Here is a 17,884-nt window from a genome sequence, read left to right as displayed (position 1 = left end):
TTTAATTGTAATAAATTGATCCAAGAAGGTGAACAGAATATTTACCATCAATTTAGGCATGGCCCGTACTGTGCACATTAGCAATCCATGAGAAACCGGGCCTGCTTTTGGATGATAAAATGTAGACTTAAGGAAGCTGCATATGAGGACGTTTAATCCTTATGATGAATGTGATACTCGGCGGTTACTGTGACCACACGCAGGTGATTCCGGATGAGGAGCTCCACCAGGTGCACCTGATGGACCAGTCCGATGGTCTGCTTGTTGGACGTAAAATCTACCAGCTGATGGAAAGGCTTGGCCAGCCATTGCCAGCAGCGTCGACGATTGAAACCCAAGTACGTCTTCTCGCAGAAGCTGGATCATGTATCGTGGCAGAACTCTTCTTGTTGAAGGGGCCAGTTTACGCTGCATGAAAAACAAGGAGGATTTTCATGGATAACAATCTGAATCGATCGTTCGAAACTGCAATTACGCGTGTATTCGATGCCCCTCGCGAACTCGTATTTAAAGCATGGACAGAACTCGGGCATTTCGCGAAATGGTGGGGACCAAAAGGGGTCACCCTTGAAATAGTTAAAATGGACGCTCGATCAGGTGGCGAGTTTTTAGGTATTCAGACGTCTACTGACGGAAATCAGGTTATGTGGGGGAAATTTGCATACCAAGAGGTTGTCGAACCTGAGAAAGTGGCTTATATCCGATCTTTTTCCGATGAGCAAGGCAATACGGTCCGGGCGCCTTTTAGCGTGAGCTGGCCTCTTGAAATTATGAATATCATAACGCTAGAAGATGACGAAGGTAAAACTGTTTTAAAACTGAAAGGTTACCCTATGAACGCTTCAGCTGAGGAACAAGAAACCTATAAAGGTATGGCTCCAAAGCTTCAACAAGATCTTGAGGGTACCTTCGATAAACTTGCCGACTATCTTGTCTCCCTGAATTAGAATGCGATAAAAATTTAATCAGTCAAAAAAACTTTAATCACTTTGAACATTACGTTTCAGTTGGGAATATTTGTTCAATAAAACAGCAGCAGTCTAGGACTTTATTTTCTCGTCCATGGCTGCTGCTGTTTCGTTTATCGCGTCAATCTAATTCTTTATTTTCATCTGACAATTGGAATTATTCAATAAAAAACATCTTGCCGTCAACTTCGATGGATACGGAAGATTGCAAAAGATCCTCTTTCATTTGCTTCGCATAGGTAACGACTCGATTCACATCCTCTTAATCCAGCTTATCAGCGAATGCATATACAATCGTCACTTTTTCTTTGATCAATTTTTTATCTTTGTCCATCCAAGCGCCTGTTCCCTCGACAGCCGTAGCGCCTCCGAACCAATCTGAAAATTGCGTAAGCGCCTGATCTACGAGCTTTTCATGCGCTTCCTTACTGATGGGTATATCTCCTTTGATCGTGGAAGGAACATAAATTTTTACGACATTATCCAGATGATATTGCCCATTCAATGCGCTGCTGGAGATGCTGCCCGCATTGGCAGAGGTTTCGGGTGCACTGAATGATTGCTGTACGGGTACGATCAATAAAGCCAATAAAAATGCAAATGATAGTCCAATGGTCCAGAATCTCTTCTTCATTAGCCGATCTCCTTTGCTTGTGTGATATTCAAATACCTGTGATATTATACATGTGGTTGAAGTTGTGATTCAATGGGAATTCCGAATTAAAAAAGGGGGATTTTGTTAAAGCTACCTCAGTCTTAATGGGCCATTGAGTGAGGATGAAATCAAGGGTTTTGCAAACGGGATTTGCCAAAAGGGATCGTTATCTCCATTCAATTACAAGGTTTTTGCCACTTACTTTAGTCCAATAGATATGATCCTTAATGTCTACATTATAGACTCCAGGTAACACGTTATAAAATTGTACCCGTCCATAACCTGATTTAATTGTGTTGAATGTTTTATATTCTGTACATTGTTTAGAACTAGCATTACATAAGCGAACGGATAATTGAGTAGGACGAACTGCAAATGGGTTGTAGTTATCTGATATTCTCGTTAAATTCCAAACATCAACTTGTACATTCTTTTCTACAATATTCGTTCCTGGCCAGTAAGTAAGATAAGCAGTATTGTCCCATAAACCATCCTCAGTAGTAAAAGTCCGAGTTCCAGAAGCTTCTGCTTTGGACTGTGGAAAAAATGCAAAAATCATTGAAAAGCATAAAACAAATAATAACATCCACTTCTTTGCATTATTTTGAGATAATGTCATTAAACCAACTCCTTAATTAGATTATAGACAAAATCATACTAACCGGTTAGAATGTTTTCATGATATACAGAATTATCCATCCAGTCAATACCCAAATTTACAAATATTTTGATTTAGGAAAAAGGGTTCATTATTAGGCTAATTCTTGAACCCTTGTTCGTACTATTAACTACAGGATTGGTAAAGGAGAGCTAATTTTTATATGAAGTACTCAACTGGTGAAGAAACTAAAAAGAAAGTTATCGATTCTGCATTTCAACTTCTTGCAGATAAGGGGTATGATGCAATGAGCATTGATGACATTATGAAAGGAACGGGAAAAACAAAGGGTTCATTCTATGTCCATTTTAAGAATAAAGAAGATTTGTTGTATGAAGTTATACAAAATCGATTAGATCGAGATTTTGATCACATCGTAGAAGAGACTTTAAAAGAATTATCGGATGAAACATGCAATGTTCAATTGATATTAAAACGATTAATGCATCTAGTACATGTAGGTACGGGGGGAGTAGATCGGGAGTTATGGACTGCTGCCTATTATCAAATGGTCGTTCTTTCAAGGAAAAATCAAATTGTTCGTGAATGGATGATAAAACAATATCGTGCTTGGGTTGATTTTATGTCAAAGATTATTATTAGAGGACAAGAGCTTGGACAAATCCGTACTGATATAGATGTTCTTGTAATGGTCAATATGCTAATCAGTTTATTAGAAGGGTACGAACTTCGATCAATGGTTGATCCAGAAATTGATGTTTATGAACAATTAAAACTCACCGAAATGTTCTGTATCAATCAATAAAAATGAATTAACTCATAAAATTAGTTTTAGATGCCGGTACTACGTTAACAAAGCAGGAGATGGTATTTCTACGAGGATTGGTTAAAGCGCTTCACGAGTCAGGTGTAATGACCTGCATGGTCAAGAATACTTTATGAAAAAGAGAAGGAGACCCGTTAGTTTGCGGGTCCTTTTTTTCAACACAGGAAGGGGTCTGCCTGAGCGGAAGCGCAATTTGAAAATGCGGCCAACGTGAAGTCTGTCTGAACAAGTCACTCAAACAAAAAACTACGCGGGACTACTTCTCCAGAAATGCTTCAATGGATGGTTCCATGCACATTCCGATGGCCAGGGTGTATCAAAATAAAGAGGAGAAGACTAAAATAAATTGTCTGAAAAAAATATGTTTTAATAATGAGAAAAAGCAGCTGAAAAATATCTTGCTGGATTAAACGTTTTTTCAATTGTAAAATAATGTTGTGATACCTACTGTTGTGATATTGATAGTTATTGTAGGGAAATTAGTATCATTAATGTAGGTGGATTTGTGTCATGATTGAGATTTAGGAAAGATAATGTGAACAGTTGAAAGTAGGTGAGGGTGTGGAGAAGAAAAAGAAATTAAATAATGCTATTCAACTTATGTCTGGACGTTATAAAGCTGCTGATACACCAGAGCTAGAATTGGGTGCAGATCTATTTGCTGTACGAATTAAAAAGCAGTTGATTAAAGAAGGCTTTACAGAAGAAGAAGCCGAAAAGGCACGAGTTAAAGCTAAGCTTTTAAACTAATAAAAGGGATGTCAGAAATGTGACGGAAATAAGAAGCAATGTAACAAATAAAAATATCTAATGATGGCTACTATGGCAGTCTCCGACTAGGCTGCCTTCTTTATATTTTAATTCGTCGGAATTGGTTCCTCATATGATGTTGTGATTAGGAGGATGTTAACCGTTGATTTTTTATTGGCTGGTTCTTGGTACGTAGGCATAGGATTTACTAATGAATTAACTCTTCGATAATTGGGAAAATTAGTAATATAGTTAGGAATATTAGTAGTAGGGAGCAATTTATTTAAGTCGATCTATGGAATTGAGAGTCGAAAACTCTAATGTAAAAGAAACCATAAAAATGATGGACGAAATTGGCTTCGAACGAAAAAAGCAATGGGCTTCTATGCATTTAAAAATTATACAGTAGTAAGCTTTTGGAAGAAAGAACTAGACAAACCCTGATCGACCCGTTATGATGTGATCTCGGTGAAGTTTTTTATTACGAGTATCACGGCGGAAGTTAGAGGTAGCGCTTGGATTGTCGGAACCAGATGGATTTTTAAAGTGTGTAGAAATCATTGTCGTATAAAAAAGGTACTTAGTAAGGTAAGTTATAGGTAATATTTCAAGAGAGCAGGATCGTATAAATGACAGGTACTAACAAACAACGTTACCGCTTCAGTGAAGCGCCTATATGGAATGTCCAGCGACAATATTATGAAGAGGAAGGAACGAAGGCCTGGAACAATGACCAAGTTCCTCAATATATAACGAGTAATCCGATGATCGCTAATGCATATGCAGAAATGATCTTTGGGTTTCTTCAAGATCGCGCGAATAAGGAATATTCTTTAGATCCTGTTTTAATTGTGGAGCTTGGAGCAGGAGCAGGACGCCTTGCGTACCATGTTTTGCATGAGTTGTGTCAACTAAGAGACTACGCTGGGATATCACTGCCTCGGTTCCGCTATATCATGACGGATTTGGCGATGAACAATGTTATGGCTTGGAAGGAACATCCCGCTCTACAATCTTTTATCACTGAGGGAGTACTTGATTTTGCGCGATTTGATGCTGTCCATGATAAAGTACTGAACCTCATTGTATCAGGTACAACCGTTAGTGAAGGAGATTTAAAACAACCATTAATCATTGTTGCCAACTACTTTTTTGATAGCATTCCACAAGAGTTGATTTATGTTGGTGATGGGCAAATTTATGAAACAGATGTTTATATCGAATATCCCGAACATAGTGATTCACTTAAACCATCAGAATGGTTAGATCAAATAACTTTACACTATGAGCACCGACGAGCGCCTGAGTACGAACAAGAGACCTATCCTTACCGTAATGTCATTTCCCTTTATCAGGAACAACTAGAAGACTCGCATATTTTATTTCCAGCCGCTGGAATAACTTGTTTAGAGCATTTAAACCTGTTGTCTCAAGCGGGATTCCTATTAATAACAGCAGACAAAGGAGATCACTTACTAGATAACTGGAAATTCGCAGAACCGCCGGTATTGGTCTTACATGGAAGTTTTTCTTTAACGGCAAACTACCATGCGATTCAGCATGTCTTTGAAAAAAGAGGAGCCGCGGCGTTATTCCCCCCACATCATTATAAAAATATAAATGTTGGCTGTATCCTCAATTTAGAAAAACCAATGGAATATCCAAATATGAGATTAGCTTATCGTCGCTGTGTTGAACGCTTTGGTCCAGATGAATTTTTTGTTATGAAAGGTTGGGTAGATCGCAATCTAGATAGCATGGAACTAGAGCAAATATTAAGTTTTTGGCGTTTGGGTGGATATGACGCGGAATTTTTCATTCAAAGCACGAAGCAGATCTCCAGATTGTTGCCGGAGGCAAACGATGAAGAAAAGCAGGATATCTTAAGAGGCATACAACTGATGTGGTCTTCATACTACGTCATGGAGCAGCGTTATGATCTAGCCCTTGATGCAGGATTGGTACTGTTTGAGATGGACATGTACGAACACTCCAAACGGTATTTGGAAATATCGGTACATCAAGAACCGAATGAGGTCATTTCAACCGTATATTACTGTCTAGCCATTTGTTGTTTCGAGTTAGACTTAGTCGAAGATGCATGGAGGTACATACGAAAATTATTAGATCTTGAGCCTGATCATGAGGAGGCATTGGCGTTGATAAGCCATTTTGATGAACAATTTGAGTTGCGTTGATAAAGTTCAATCAAAAAGGCGAACTAGACGTTGTATTCTCTTCCAAAGCTGTTGTCTTTTGGGGAGACAAATCAGTTAACTCCTTCAAAGTAGAAAAATGGTTTTACCGTGGAATTTGTGTTAGTATATAGACCTATATTGAAGAGGATGTGAACGATCGTGATAAACATTACCATTCCCACACCGGATGTTACCATTACCAAACAGAATAGTCCCGAGCTAAGCAATATTTACGGGTTTACTGATTTCCACTTAATTACCAGGGAAAAGGGTGGCATCTTTATGTTTTACAACGACAAAGAGGAGATGTTATTTGTCGGTAAAGCGAGGAAGTTACGGCCAAGGATAAAAAAACATTTTGAGGATACTGTATCACCAATCAAAAATCATAGAAACGAAATTACTAAAATAGCGGTTTGTATAGTTGAGGACCCGGTCGATAGAGAAATTTACGAAACCTATATCATTAATAAGTACAGGGCTAAATACAATATAGACAAAGTGTTATACAACTAAAGGTATGGATGTTCTAATGCATAATGGGAAGCTTTATAGTCAGCAGTAGGTTTGAAGCTTGAGTTAGACAGTAATATAGTTAAACTCCATATAGCATGAGTTCGGTATTTGCACCGTTCTCATGCTTTTTCAAATTTTTCATGTTGAGTGTCAAGAATATAGGCCGATTAAGATCCCGCTTCATAAAGTGATTGTCCATACACTCAGGAAGATTGTCATGAAAAACAGACCCTTTACCAACTTAAGGAAGACAAGTAAAAGGGTCTGTGTATTACTGGCGAATAAATCTACTTCCTACGGACCACTGCATTCCAAAGTGATGAAAACCCGCGAATGAGTGAGTTTACTTGAGATAACCCCTTAATACTGAGGGACAGGTACGATAGCGTAATAGCACCGTGAGAAGGCTGCTGCCGTTTTAGAACGGCAGCTTTGTTGTTTTAGTGGGTTGGATTTCTAAAAAAGTCATGCAGCAGCCGGCCAGACGATCATATGTCCTTGTTGTTACAATAACGGGCAGATACAGCCAACAAAACGTTGAGTATGTACCTTAATATGTAACTACTTATCTTTCGTGTATTACAACTAAATCGGTACCATGATTCGGATGTCAAGAAACCGGCAACGGTCAGCATCCGAGTTAAGGGTCCGAGTTAGGTTTGAATATCGGAACTGCTTCTTAGTCGGGGAAACGAATTCGAATACATTCTCGAACATAGAGGAGGGAGGATTGGGTTTAAGGTTGCTTTGATCGATGTGTTGGTTATTGTATTATGGATAATAGAACGAGTGCCTTAATGGGTATTTTATAAAAAATAGGAGGATGAAATGGCCTGGAGCAAATTGAAGCAACATCTGGAGAGCTTTCTCAGTCCTGCGTTATATGGAAGGGTCGAATATCTTTCAACAAGCTACCGCTATTTACCAGATAAAGCAGGACTTTGTTATATTGCGGTAGATAAAAAGAACGTACTCAATATGAGTGATACCTTAATCAAATGGTATCAGACGGAGTTGGAAATTAAGAATGATTCAGATATCCAGCTTCCTATCAACAATGAAGAAATTGAAGCGGTTAGAAAAGATACCAAAGGGAGTGTTCCGGAGGATCGTTTAATAGTAATCGCAAGAAGTAGAAAAATATCAGAACATGCAAAGGAGCTTTTGTCAGCACAGTCATCATTAAGTAAATCAAATTTTATCGTTGTAGCTAATAAGTTTTTATCCATTTCTATAGAGGAAAGCATAGAGAGCAACGATATCTTATTGAATATTCTAGCTTTGGTTGACAGACGAGTTGGAAAAAAGCGAATTTTAAACTTGACCGAGAAGATGAAGTTAAAGCATCCAATTGTACAGTATTTTTTTGAACTACGGCTTAGTACATTATGAAAAAAATAAACAAAAAAAGAGTCGAACTAGCGATTACGCTAACGGGTACGATAGCTTAATAGTCAACTACTACGCGGCTGCCGGCATTTATCGGCAGCCGTATTAAGCTAACTGGCAGTTTATTTCGTCATGCAAGAATGAACTAGGAGAGGTACAGATCACTTAACCCATCTATCTTTTTAACAAATATTTTGGGTTTATTTGACTCAGCAAAAGCGGATTTTTTGATCCCTTAACTACTGTGATATAAAATAATCAATCAACTCCGAACCAATGAACTGACAAGCATATTAGATGCAGGGTGTGGGGAAGGCTCTCATTTAAGTAAGATTCAAGAAAAGTTATTTCGAAAAGCAACCAATTCTCTATTGGCGGTCGGAATCGATAAATAATGAAGAACCTAGATAAAATGAAGAGACCATAGCTCGTTGCTATGGTCTGTCTCTTTCTATGAAGCGATCAGCAAATTACTAACTACGAAATTCGCCTCACACACTTCAACTGTGCGTCAACGTCTACCGCTGAACCGTTTGATCGCTTCCTCGGTAACCGGGGCGAAGAGGTTAACCAGGTTGCCGTCGGGATCGCGAAACATCACAGCACGGTTCCCCCACGGCATCGTGGTTGGTTCCTTTACCCACTCGTCGACAAACGGCTTCAGGCGCTCGTATTCGGCATCGACATCGTGGACGCGGAACTCGATGATGACAGAGTGATTGTCGGCCGCCACAGCGGAACCAGCTCCGAACAGTTGCGCCGTCTGGGAGTGGCCGATCGCCAGGGTACACGATGGCACAACGAGTTCAGCAAAGACGGGTGCGGGGCGTTCCGCGGAAACACCCATGACTTTCTCATAAAACTCGACGAGACGATCCACGTCGTCGGTAATGATGCGTACAGAAGCAAAATTCACGAAATATCATCCTTCCTTTAATAAAGGATACAATACCATATCATATCAATTAGAGCCTAAATACTTTACGGTTACTTACTCCGATTATAAATAAACGCTACTGACAACAGTATGTCAGTAGCGTTTTAAATTTTTTTGCTTCCTACTGAATTTGTTTTCGGAATGCGTCAGTACACAAAATAAAACATTGGGGTGTAATATGGACGATTTATACAAGATCATTCACGACTGTCGGGTGACAAGAACATTATCTCATTCCCGACGGATGGTGGGAGGGATATGTGGATTGATAAATCGGCAAAGGGATTTTATGGAAATAACATTAGCAGTGAATAACGTCTAAATAGATGTTGAGGTGTATTTGAATGCGATGCCAAGATGGTTAAAGGTTTTTTATTACTTATTGTTTTATCATTGAAGAAAAGAGCGTAATCAAGAAACTATAGTCAGATAATGATCCTCTGATGTGACGGATTTTTTGTTTAATCGGAACAGAATTCTTGTCAATTCTGTGTTGTTCCGATGGCCGATCTGTGCCAAGAATCTGTTCCGGGCGGTCTTAGTTTTTATGCCTGTACTGATTTGGCGGCATATTTGAACGCTTTCGAGTATGTGAATAGATCCGGATAGCCAATGGAGTGAGCAATTTCAGACAGCTTGTGCTCCGTTTCCTTGAGCAGCGTCTTGGCCGCATTCATTTTCAACTGCTGCAAATATTGGACCGGCGACATGCCGTATGCTTTGCGGAACGATTTGCCGAAGTGAGTGCGGTCTCCCCCGGCGTAATTGGATATTTCCTTGATGGTGATCCCTTCCGCAAAATCCATGGTCGGGCCGATCGGTTTTAACATCAAAGGCCATCGAGAATATTCTTGATGGTCTTTTTAATTTCTGAACTATGGTGTGATGACGAAATGTAATAAATACTAAAAATATCTAGTGATCACAAACATGCGCAGGAGCTAACATGCAGCCCTTTGGGCCGATTCCGTTTAGGCGTTTAGTAAACGGGCAAATCACCGCTACCTAAGTCGCAAGCCCAGAAGGATTGTTAGTTATGGACTAGAGACTTCTCCCCAACAAAGCTCCGACTTGTTTAGCCATTACTTGAGGCGGATAGGGCATCCCGTTTCTGATCCACCATTCTATTACACCTACATAAGCGGTACCGGCATATTGTAGCATCACATCTTCTTGTAAATCTGCATTTCTTCCGCTATCTCGGTCAATCTCACCTTTGAATCCTTCAATAAAAGAAGCAAGAAGCCTCGTTCTAAAAGCTGACGGCACCCCTTTGCTTGCTAACATGGTCGAAAAAAATAAATAATTTTTCTCAAAATATTCAAAATAAGGTACAAGAGCCTCGTTCCAATCCATCTCACATGCCCATTCATCCATCTCTCCTAATTCATTAAGGTGTGTTTCTATGAGTTTATCCAATAAATCAAATTTGTCCTGATAATGAAGGTAAATGGTCCCGCGGTTTAGGTTGGCCCGGTCTGCGATATCCTGAATGGTTATATCGTCGAAATTTTTTTCAGTCATTAGTTCAATAACAGCTTTCTTCAAAGCTTCCTGTGTTTTCACAATTCTACGATCCACTTTAGCCATCGTACTCCCACCAAACTTTCTAAGTTACTTAACAATTTCGGTTGTTTCGTTGATATATCAACAAATCACAGTTTTTTAACCATTGAATTTGCGTTCTAAATTATATAATAATAGACACAAGTTGATTAATCAAATGAATTTGATTAATATTTTCGATCCTCTTTGCAATGAATGGTCTTGCTATTATGATTGGATCGCAGGTTGTCAAACAATCGGCTGGTCGGCTGACGAACGCACTATAATTCGTATTGGATTATTGCTATCCTTTATTTCTGCTTCTGCGATCCTGGCAGCAGTACTTTCTATGGGATCTTTACCGGCGATATTTATTTCAACCTTCTTATTTGCTGTATCCATTGGGATCATTGGTCCAGTTTCCGTTACTTTAGGGATGGAATCGCATGGACATATTGCGGGGAGTGCGTCTGCTGTACTGGGCACCCTTCAATTTGCATTGGGTGCAGTTACTTCTCCGCTTGTGGGACTTCGCGGGCGAGAATTCAGCCATCCCTTTTGGAATCGTTATTTTTACAACCAGTTTACTGGCCATCTTATCGAACATTATCTTCATCAGGAAGGTGGAGACGGTAAGCGGCGGGAGCAACAACGCAGAAACAAATACGTGATTCTAACGGAGGGACCTAGAAAGTGGAAATTCGAAGAGTTGGATCCCAACCATCGGGAAAGGACCGTCTGAATATTTTACCGGCGTGGTTCGCATTGATCCACTATTGATCCTGCACGCGTTGCTGGAGCCAGCGTCACTTTCGAGCCAGGCACACGGACAGCATGGCATACTCATCCCTGGGTCAGACGCTGATCGTAGCGGCAGGCAAAGGAATTGTTCAACGATGGGTCAGTAGAATGCTACCTCAAGTAGTAGCTAGCTTAACGAATTGGAACTTTGTGCGGATAAGTCTGCTGTAATCTGCCAGTTAATTCTATGAAAGAGGATTAAAGGCGAAATGAGGGAGATACCATGTCGGGTAATAAGAAAGTTTGGTTCATCCCAGATGCTGCACGTGGAAAGGGCGTCGAGCTCACAAAAGCAAACCTTGCCGAAGGCAACCAGGTCGTTGCCACTAGTTGTAATACAGATAAGTTAGCCACAATCCTTGGTGATCACGAAAATCTATTGATAGTGAAACTTGATATTACTGATCCAACTAATGCAGAGGCCGCCGTGAAGTTGGCAGTCGACCGATTTGGACGAATAGACGTATTAGTCAACAACGCTGGTAGCTTTTATGATGGCTCCTTCGAGGAACAGACCTTAGAACAGATCGAACGTCAATTCTCAATCACTCTTTTCGGTCCGATGAACGTAACCCGTGCCGTGTTACCTGTGATGCGTAAGCAACGTTCAGGGCATGTTATTTCAATCTCTTCACTTGTTGGGCTGGTCGGATTTGAATACAACGTTGCGTACGCTTCTTCGAGGTTAGGTTTAGAGGGTTGGATGGAGGCGTTACATTTTGCACTAGCTCCATACAGCATCAAAACGACTATTGTCGAACCAAGCTGCTTCACATTCTGGGCTGAGCTATCTATAGATGACTACGCCGAGCGTAATCCACAATTCCGGGCTTTCATTAAAGAAAAGAATGAAGGACACGAATGCGCTCCGGCCAAGCTTGTAACGGCGCTAGTCACCATCTCAAACCTTAGGGAACCACCGTTCCGTTGGATTGCAAATACTGATGCCATCGCTGGTGCAGAACAGAAGGAAGACGAACTTCAGCAAGGGGTAAATGCCTATCCTGGACGGAAGTTAATGAGTTTTTTCGCAAGAATTCGTAAAATGGTAAGACGATACACTAGAATAGTCCAGACAAGGTTGTTATTTCCATTTTTTTGATCAAAGAACTGTAATCCATGAAAAAGCTTTTTTGAAAATATGGACTCTTGGTCCGTATATTCTAGGGCTAATATCTACATAGTTATTATTACATTATGGAGGTAAATTTTTTATGGACCGTTTAGAAAAGATCAAGGAAAAATACAAGCAGAAATTTTGTTATTTCAAGGAGAACCTGTGCTGCTACTTTTTGGGGGAGGTTTATTTTCAGGTTAATGACAAGCAACGTGAGCAAATGATTTTTGTAGTTGCTTCAAAGCTATTTTTTTAGTGGTAGCCCAAGTGAAGGTGCGGGAGCGTTCTTTTTATTGAACTAACGGGCAGTATTGTTCAACAGTTTTACTCGCACCTCGGTGGCTTGTTTCTGGAATTGAGATATTAGCAATAGCTCAAGCAAGGCTAGACTATCACTGACTGTATCTGTCAACTATATTGAAGTACACTACAAGTAGGAGGCGATTCAAGTGATCAATAAGTCCAATGAATTACCGGTTATGTTTTTTGGCGAACAGCAATCTCTCGAGAATTGGCTTGAGAACAATCATGACACTTCACCGGGAATCCGGTTGCAAATCTCGAAAAAAAATTCCGGTGTGGTTACCGTATCCTACGATGAAGCACTTGAAAGTGCATTGTGTTACGGATGGGTTGACAGCCAGAAGGAAAAGTTTAATGAAAAAATGTGGGTTCAACGATTTACTCCGCGTAGGGCTAAGAGCATCTGGTCGAAAGTAAATAAAGACAAAGCAGAGCTTCTCATAACAAATGGAAGAATGCAGCCCTCTGGGTTCAAAGCGATTGAAGTTGCCAAAAAGAATGGACAATGGGATAAGGCCTACGAATCGCAAAGTATCGCTTCTATGCCTGAGGATTTCGCAATTGAACTTGAGCGAAATGTCAAAGCGAAGGCATTTTATGATACGTTGAATAGCCAGAATAAATATGCAATCCTGTTCAGAATCCATAATGCCAAGAAGCAAGAAACCCGGGCGAAACGAATTCAACAGTTTGTAGCGATGCTTGAAAAAGGTGAAAAAATATATCCCTAATCAGTCCCTATCGATTTTGAACTAACTGGGAACGATAGTTCAACTACAGTTGGTGGATCCAAAAATCAACGATATAGAAAACTAAGCAAATCAAAGAAAAAAAAGCTCGCTCCACCCGGTTCGAGCTTTTTTTTTCAGTGTTTCACGGAAAGTAAATCAGCCGCCAGGAGCAAATTTGGCAGTATCCATTGCGAAAAGGGCTTGTGTATTCAGTTAAAGGGTACGATAGTTCCAATAATAAATGTTACGACGCAGCCGTTCAGCATGATCGGCTGCTTTTTCATTAAAGTAACGGGCAGTTTAGTTCCAATATGTGTTTATCTATTTTATGTAAGACCAATAAATTAACATAGGCTAACCCAGGTGATTTGTAATAGTTTCACTCTTCTAAGCAACGTTTTGAGTTGAATGACAGATATGAGGTTATATGGGGTGTAAAAAACGCCGGTAACCTTAAGCAGGTGACCGGCGCTTTCATATTAGCGTTTCGGCATTTTGCTCTTATCCATATACAGCAGATTCCAGCGGTGACCGTCCAGGTCGGCAAATCCTGCGCCGTACATCCAGCCGTCAATCTCACTCGGCTTGCCAAAGATGCTTCCTCCGGCAAACTCTACTTTTTGAATAAATGCATCTACTTCTTCTCTGCTTTCAGCGCCGATGGAAAATATTACCTCTGCACTATGTGAAGTATCTGCGGTTTTTGAACCTGTAAATTTCTCAAAGGCCGCATCCGGGAACAGCAGAATCGTTGTTTGGCCTATGGTAAGTTTGGCTCTCTCGTTACCAACGCTCACCGCATGGAATCCAATCTCATTGAAAAAAGCAGTTGACCTCTCAACATCTTTGACCGGCAGGTTAATCCAAATCTCCTGTGACATGACTGTAGCCTCCTAAAATATATTTTCAACTCCTACTATACTCTACTTCTGGCAGCAGAAGCGAATCTTATAAAAGAAACCGCAACATAAATGATACAAGGACCATTTACTCATCATCAAAGAAGTCGACTGGGAGGTTTACCAACTGATGATGAGTTATTATTAAGCTAACGGGTACGTTAGTTTAATCAACAATCAATACGCGGCTGCCGGCATAGATCGGCAGCCGCGTTACGCTCGCGGGCAGTTTATTGCAACGACTCAGGCATTTTCATTGACTGTAAAAAGCTGGATTAGGTATGATTGATATGTAATAGAAATATCTTGAAAGTGGGGCTCTTATATGTCACCAGGCTTTGCTTTTATTAAAATTGGGTAATAGTACTGAGTTGGGAATTATTGTATTCAATCTTGATTCAATTACCAAGGAGAAAACATGGATCCAAAAATAAAATATATGTTCCTGGACGAATATATCACTGAGGGTGCTGAGCGGTTTGGGATCAGCCCCAAAGATCTGACTTTCATCGGGGGCTTCCAAAACTTTATTTATTCCTATAACCGGGATGAATCGCACTCTTCGGACGTTGGAAGGACTCGCAGCTGAAATAGAATGGATTCGTTATCTTTCGGAGAATGGATTGTCGATTTCTGACCCAGTTTCTTCGGTTGATAGAAAGTATATTGAACTTATCCATGGGAGTACAATTGGTTTTTACGTAACTTCCTTCAACCACGCACCTGGCAGAAAAATCGGATATCCGGAATGCCTAGGCAATTCAATACTTTATGAACAATGTGGACGCATAACAGGTCTCCTTCATGAACTGAGCAAGCTGTATAAACCTATATCCAGAAGATTACTAAAGGGATTTCGTTGATCGATGAGTTCTAGAACTACTAAAACGATGGTTACACATTAAGCTAACGGGTACGTTAGTTCGATGAATAACCAAGATGTGGCTGCCGGACATGATCGGCAGCCGCGTTACGCTAACGGGAGTCTAGTTCCAATATGTGTTAAAATGAGTGGGACTAAAACTTGGAGTTGAAGTAATGACAATTAGCAAAAAAGGGTCAAGAAAGATTATTGTCGGGCAAGAGCCATTCAGATGGCTAATCACTCCATCAGCAAGAGGTATTATTACGTTAACCGTTCAGCATGATGAAGTGAAAGGGCAATTGCTCCGAGTTGCGATAGAGTCAGACATCAACGAATTTTGGGTGGAGTTTCCGAATGTTGAATTACTCAATAATAAAATCGTGATGCCTGCTGAAATAGCTTTAATTATTTCGGAGGCAATCATACAAGGTTGGAAACCTAGGGAGAAAGGTGCGTTATTAAGTTTCAAACATTCAGAAAACAAGCTGTTATCGTTGAAATAATGGGAGAGGATGGTTCCAAAACGAGATAACGGCAGCCCGCCAGTCAGCTTAGTCCTTGGATATGTAACTTTTAATGAGGAGAATTAATACTATTGAAGCTTTTTACAAAGGAATTCAAGAAAATTGTAGTCGACGATTATCCATTTCTTTGTGTAATCGACTAATGGTCTGAAAACGAGCACATTAGTTTTAAGATTTATCCGTCCAATACGAAAACATCATATTTCTTGATTTTCTTTTCTTGGAAAATCAATTGGGCAACTAATCTTTGCCAACCATTGGTTTGTGCTAAGTTAATTCATTACGCCATTAGCAGTGGCTGGGACTATAAATCTGAACGAGCTGTGCTCTAACTCCAAGATGGAGACATTATGGTAGATCGGCTCGGATTGGATGAATTAATTCGGTAACGGTACGCGTTTTGGCTATCGGCTAAACTAACGGGTACGATAGTGGAGAGCTTGTAACGCTGTAAGCTCCTCTTCGTTCATTAAAGTAACAGGCAGAATAATGGGATTAAAGAGGATCCATAACGGTATTGTAGAACCAACCACAAATGGTTAAAGAATGTTAACAAGGGGTTGCTCTAAGTTGAAAAAGTTAATTGATATACTTCCTCCTCCTACCACACCATTTAACTGCGGGGATCAATTGCAATGGGAATATTTTATAAATAGACTTGGAACAAAAGTTCCCTCAGATTACAGACAATTTATTAATACCTATGGGACAGGCGGGATTGATAAATTCCTATGGATATTAAATCCCTTTGTAAAAGATGAAAACGTTAATTTTTTGAAGAGAAAAGAAGAAATATGTACTGCATATCTACAATCTAAGCTAGCCTTCCCACAATACTTCGAACATGAGGTTTTCCCTTCAACTGGGGGAATTCTGCCTTGGGGATACACTGATAATGGAGACGAGTTATATTGGCTAACATTTGGGAACCCTGACGAGTGGACAATAGTCGTATATACCTCGAGATCATCTGAGTACTTCCATTACCCCATTATCATGACTGAGTTCTTATATCAGATAATAATGAAAGAAATAGTTTGTGATTCCTTTCCTGATGATTTTCCTTTTCCAAACAAAAAAACTGAGTTTTTTTCTTTTAATGTTCATTAGCTGGGTTCAACTAATGGGTACTATAGCGGAATAAATACAAGAGAAACAGTAGCTGATTCTAAAAGGGATTGAGTAAATGGAATCAAAATACAAGTTCAAGGTATTATTTGAATGTTTCATGAACGAAACTTATTCAAGGGATATTTCAGCAGAATGTTACTATGCAGAGGTAATTGAAGTTGATAAAGATACACTATGCCTTATACTGACAGATTCGTACCCTCTGGTTTGTAAGATTTGTGGGGCAGAACCAATCCCTATTAAATTGTTAGATGAAGATTTGGATATTGAGGTTTTATTCAAGAAGATAAAAGAATCTAAATAAAAGAGTAACAATTATTCAACTAACGGGTACGTTAGAGCAATGCTTACACCACGAGGCTGCTGCAGGTACTAGACTGAAGCCTCGTTAAGTTATTGGGCAGGATATATCATTGTGTGCTTATATAATTATATTTGTTATGAAGAACTTGTTGTGACTACTTCTAAAATAAGGAAGTGTAGTGCAATGGTAATACATGAACATTTGGCTTTTAAATCGTTACTAACATTAGATCACTTTGTTGAATTACTAAGAAATGCCTTATATCTTAATGAATTCGAATTTGATTACGAGAATGAAAACAATTGGGCATGGACATACGATGATGACCACATATCAATAAACATATCGAAGCCATTTGAGGAAGGGAAACTACAGGAATGGGACTCATCCGTCCCTCAAGGCTGTAACTTCGGCATATCTCTAATGAGTATAGATAACAACTTTTATTACGACCCTCAAAAGTATAATGATTATTATGTCGTAAATAAACTAATTCCCAAATACGCAAATGCTGTTGAAGAAATTATTAAAAGCAAGGTTTATTATTACCGAGGTAAACATCTCATAGCTTCTTAAGTTAAGCTTTATTAAGGTAACGGGAGGAGGGCAAGAATGGATTGGGTGTTTATCGGAAGTACTGAGATGACTCATTTTTGCTGAACGGGATAGATATCTTTAAGAAAAAATGGAATGATACGGGTGGGAAGGCTGCCGTGATAGACCCTATATACAATGTTAAAAAATACTTTACCGTTTGGTCAGTTCAAAACGATAACGACGAAGTAATTACCTTTGCAGCGGGAGAA

Annotated in this window: 20 protein-coding genes; 13 read left to right on the top strand and 7 right to left on the bottom strand. The window is 39.7% G+C overall.

The genetic code is table 11. The features are described 5' to 3' along the window. Positions 1-152 precede the first annotated feature (152 nt). Entirely contained in the window at positions 153-338 is a 186-nt protein-coding gene (locus DVH26_RS20040) for a hypothetical protein (RefSeq protein WP_239624544.1), read from the bottom strand. 96 nt (positions 339-434) lie between these two features. Here DVH26_RS20040 and DVH26_RS20035 point away from each other — a divergent pair, with 96 nt between their 5' ends. Continuing rightward, the gene (locus DVH26_RS20035) at positions 435-947 is read left to right on the top strand and encodes an SRPBCC family protein (RefSeq protein ID WP_239624542.1); all 513 of its coding nucleotides are present in this window, start codon (positions 435-437) and stop codon (positions 945-947) included. A 283-nt stretch (positions 948-1,230) separates the two neighbouring features. On the opposite strand, the gene DVH26_RS20030 is transcribed toward DVH26_RS20035, so the two are convergent. Continuing rightward, positions 1,231-1,602 carry a DUF3574 domain-containing protein gene (locus DVH26_RS20030; protein WP_239624540.1) on the bottom strand — a complete coding sequence of 124 codons (372 nt, stop codon included), beginning with the start codon at positions 1,600-1,602 and terminating at the stop codon, positions 1,231-1,233. A gap of 187 nt (positions 1,603-1,789) precedes the next feature. Further along, positions 1,790-2,242, bottom strand: coding sequence for a hypothetical protein (locus DVH26_RS20025; RefSeq protein WP_239624538.1), 453 nt, complete (start codon positions 2,240-2,242; stop codon positions 1,790-1,792). A 202-nt stretch (positions 2,243-2,444) separates the two neighbouring features. Here DVH26_RS20025 and DVH26_RS20020 point away from each other — a divergent pair, with 202 nt between their 5' ends. From DVH26_RS20020 to DVH26_RS20000, 5 genes are all read left to right on the top strand, one after another. Further along, complete coding sequence (locus DVH26_RS20020) at positions 2,445-3,047, top strand: TetR/AcrR family transcriptional regulator (protein ID WP_239624536.1); 603 nt, start codon at positions 2,445-2,447, stop codon at positions 3,045-3,047. Positions 3,048-3,629: 582 nt separating this feature from the next. After that, on the top strand, positions 3,630-3,818 hold the full coding sequence (locus DVH26_RS20015) for a hypothetical protein (RefSeq protein ID WP_239624534.1): 189 nt from the start codon (positions 3,630-3,632) through the stop codon (positions 3,816-3,818). Between the two features lie 629 nt (positions 3,819-4,447). After that, a complete protein-coding gene (locus DVH26_RS20010) occupies positions 4,448-6,016 on the top strand; it encodes a tetratricopeptide repeat protein (protein ID WP_239624532.1) in 1,569 nt (522 codons plus the stop codon). Positions 6,017-6,175: 159 nt separating this feature from the next. Next, a complete protein-coding gene (locus DVH26_RS20005; protein ID WP_239624530.1) occupies positions 6,176-6,532 on the top strand; it encodes a nucleotide excision repair endonuclease in 357 nt (118 codons plus the stop codon). A gap of 828 nt (positions 6,533-7,360) precedes the next feature. Next, positions 7,361-7,924 carry an SF0329 family protein gene (locus tag DVH26_RS20000; RefSeq protein ID WP_239624528.1) on the top strand — a complete coding sequence of 188 codons (564 nt, stop codon included), beginning with the start codon at positions 7,361-7,363 and terminating at the stop codon, positions 7,922-7,924. 508 nt (positions 7,925-8,432) lie between these two features. On the opposite strand, the gene DVH26_RS19995 is transcribed toward DVH26_RS20000, so the two are convergent. From DVH26_RS19995 to DVH26_RS19985, 3 genes are all read right to left on the bottom strand, one after another. Continuing rightward, positions 8,433-8,837, bottom strand: coding sequence for a VOC family protein (locus tag DVH26_RS19995; RefSeq protein ID WP_239624526.1), 405 nt, complete (start codon positions 8,835-8,837; stop codon positions 8,433-8,435). A 566-nt stretch (positions 8,838-9,403) separates the two neighbouring features. Continuing rightward, positions 9,404-9,688: a helix-turn-helix transcriptional regulator gene (locus DVH26_RS19990; RefSeq protein ID WP_239624523.1), complete on the bottom strand. Its 285-nt coding sequence runs from the start codon at positions 9,686-9,688 to the stop codon at positions 9,404-9,406. A 211-nt stretch (positions 9,689-9,899) separates the two neighbouring features. After that, positions 9,900-10,448: a TetR/AcrR family transcriptional regulator gene (locus DVH26_RS19985; protein ID WP_239624521.1), complete on the bottom strand. Its 549-nt coding sequence runs from the start codon at positions 10,446-10,448 to the stop codon at positions 9,900-9,902. A gap of 133 nt (positions 10,449-10,581) precedes the next feature. On the opposite strand from DVH26_RS19985, the gene DVH26_RS37345 reads away from it, so the two are divergent. The 3 genes from DVH26_RS37345 (at position 10,582) to DVH26_RS19965 (ending at position 13,355) form a co-directional block, all read left to right on the top strand. Next, positions 10,582-11,145 carry a hypothetical protein gene (locus DVH26_RS37345; protein ID WP_481857525.1) on the top strand — a complete coding sequence of 188 codons (564 nt, stop codon included), beginning with the start codon at positions 10,582-10,584 and terminating at the stop codon, positions 11,143-11,145. A 282-nt stretch (positions 11,146-11,427) separates the two neighbouring features. Beyond that, positions 11,428-12,306: an SDR family NAD(P)-dependent oxidoreductase gene (locus DVH26_RS19970; RefSeq protein WP_239624516.1), complete on the top strand. Its 879-nt coding sequence runs from the start codon at positions 11,428-11,430 to the stop codon at positions 12,304-12,306. A 464-nt stretch (positions 12,307-12,770) separates the two neighbouring features. After that, positions 12,771-13,355 (top strand): YdeI/OmpD-associated family protein, encoded by a 585-nt coding sequence (locus DVH26_RS19965; protein WP_239624513.1) that lies wholly within the window; start codon positions 12,771-12,773, stop codon positions 13,353-13,355. Between the two features lie 479 nt (positions 13,356-13,834). Here DVH26_RS19965 and DVH26_RS19960 read toward each other — a convergent pair whose 3' ends face one another. Further along, the gene (locus DVH26_RS19960; protein WP_239624510.1) at positions 13,835-14,236 is read right to left on the bottom strand and encodes a VOC family protein; all 402 of its coding nucleotides are present in this window, start codon (positions 14,234-14,236) and stop codon (positions 13,835-13,837) included. 1,056 nt (positions 14,237-15,292) lie between these two features. Between DVH26_RS19960 and DVH26_RS19955 the strand changes: the two genes are divergently transcribed. From DVH26_RS19955 to DVH26_RS19940, 4 genes are all read left to right on the top strand, one after another. Further along, positions 15,293-15,622 carry a hypothetical protein gene (locus DVH26_RS19955; protein WP_239624508.1) on the top strand — a complete coding sequence of 110 codons (330 nt, stop codon included), beginning with the start codon at positions 15,293-15,295 and terminating at the stop codon, positions 15,620-15,622. 591 nt (positions 15,623-16,213) lie between these two features. Next, the gene (locus tag DVH26_RS19950; protein WP_239624505.1) at positions 16,214-16,753 is read left to right on the top strand and encodes an SMI1/KNR4 family protein; all 540 of its coding nucleotides are present in this window, start codon (positions 16,214-16,216) and stop codon (positions 16,751-16,753) included. Positions 16,754-16,829: 76 nt separating this feature from the next. After that, positions 16,830-17,078, top strand: a complete 249-nt coding sequence (locus DVH26_RS19945; protein WP_239624502.1) for a hypothetical protein — start codon at positions 16,830-16,832, stop codon at positions 17,076-17,078. 183 nt (positions 17,079-17,261) lie between these two features. Continuing rightward, positions 17,262-17,654 carry a hypothetical protein gene (locus DVH26_RS19940; RefSeq protein WP_239624500.1) on the top strand — a complete coding sequence of 131 codons (393 nt, stop codon included), beginning with the start codon at positions 17,262-17,264 and terminating at the stop codon, positions 17,652-17,654. The last annotated feature ends 230 nt before the right edge of the window (positions 17,655-17,884 follow it).

The organism is Paenibacillus sp. H1-7 (assembly GCF_022354825.1).
Classification (GTDB): Bacteria; Bacillota; Bacilli; order Paenibacillales; family NBRC-103111; genus Paenibacillus_S.
Note: the sequence above shows the minus strand (reverse complement) of the source record. Positions and strands in the feature narration are given on the sequence as shown.

Coding starts and splice junctions, on each gene's coding strand:
- DVH26_RS20000 (WP_239624528.1), top strand. CDS start 7,361: ATGGCCTGGAGCAAATTGAAGCAACATCTGGAGAGCTTTCTCAGTCCT.
- DVH26_RS20035 (WP_239624542.1), top strand. CDS start 435: ATGGATAACAATCTGAATCGATCGTTCGAAACTGCAATTACGCGTGTA.
- DVH26_RS20010 (WP_239624532.1), top strand. CDS start 4,448: ATGACAGGTACTAACAAACAACGTTACCGCTTCAGTGAAGCGCCTATA.
- DVH26_RS19960 (WP_239624510.1), bottom strand. CDS start 14,236: ATGTCACAGGAGATTTGGATTAACCTGCCGGTCAAAGATGTTGAGAGG.
- DVH26_RS19940 (WP_239624500.1), top strand. CDS start 17,262: ATGGTAATACATGAACATTTGGCTTTTAAATCGTTACTAACATTAGAT.
- DVH26_RS20020 (WP_239624536.1), top strand. CDS start 2,445: ATGAAGTACTCAACTGGTGAAGAAACTAAAAAGAAAGTTATCGATTCT.
- DVH26_RS19970 (WP_239624516.1), top strand. CDS start 11,428: ATGTCGGGTAATAAGAAAGTTTGGTTCATCCCAGATGCTGCACGTGGA.
- DVH26_RS20030 (WP_239624540.1), bottom strand. CDS start 1,602: ATGAAGAAGAGATTCTGGACCATTGGACTATCATTTGCATTTTTATTG.
- DVH26_RS19985 (WP_239624521.1), bottom strand. CDS start 10,448: ATGGCTAAAGTGGATCGTAGAATTGTGAAAACACAGGAAGCTTTGAAG.
- DVH26_RS37345 (WP_481857525.1), top strand. CDS start 10,582: ATGAATTTGATTAATATTTTCGATCCTCTTTGCAATGAATGGTCTTGC.
- DVH26_RS19955 (WP_239624508.1), top strand. CDS start 15,293: ATGACAATTAGCAAAAAAGGGTCAAGAAAGATTATTGTCGGGCAAGAG.
- DVH26_RS20025 (WP_239624538.1), bottom strand. CDS start 2,242: ATGACATTATCTCAAAATAATGCAAAGAAGTGGATGTTATTATTTGTT.
- DVH26_RS19990 (WP_239624523.1), bottom strand. CDS start 9,688: ATGTTAAAACCGATCGGCCCGACCATGGATTTTGCGGAAGGGATCACC.
- DVH26_RS19945 (WP_239624502.1), top strand. CDS start 16,830: ATGGAATCAAAATACAAGTTCAAGGTATTATTTGAATGTTTCATGAAC.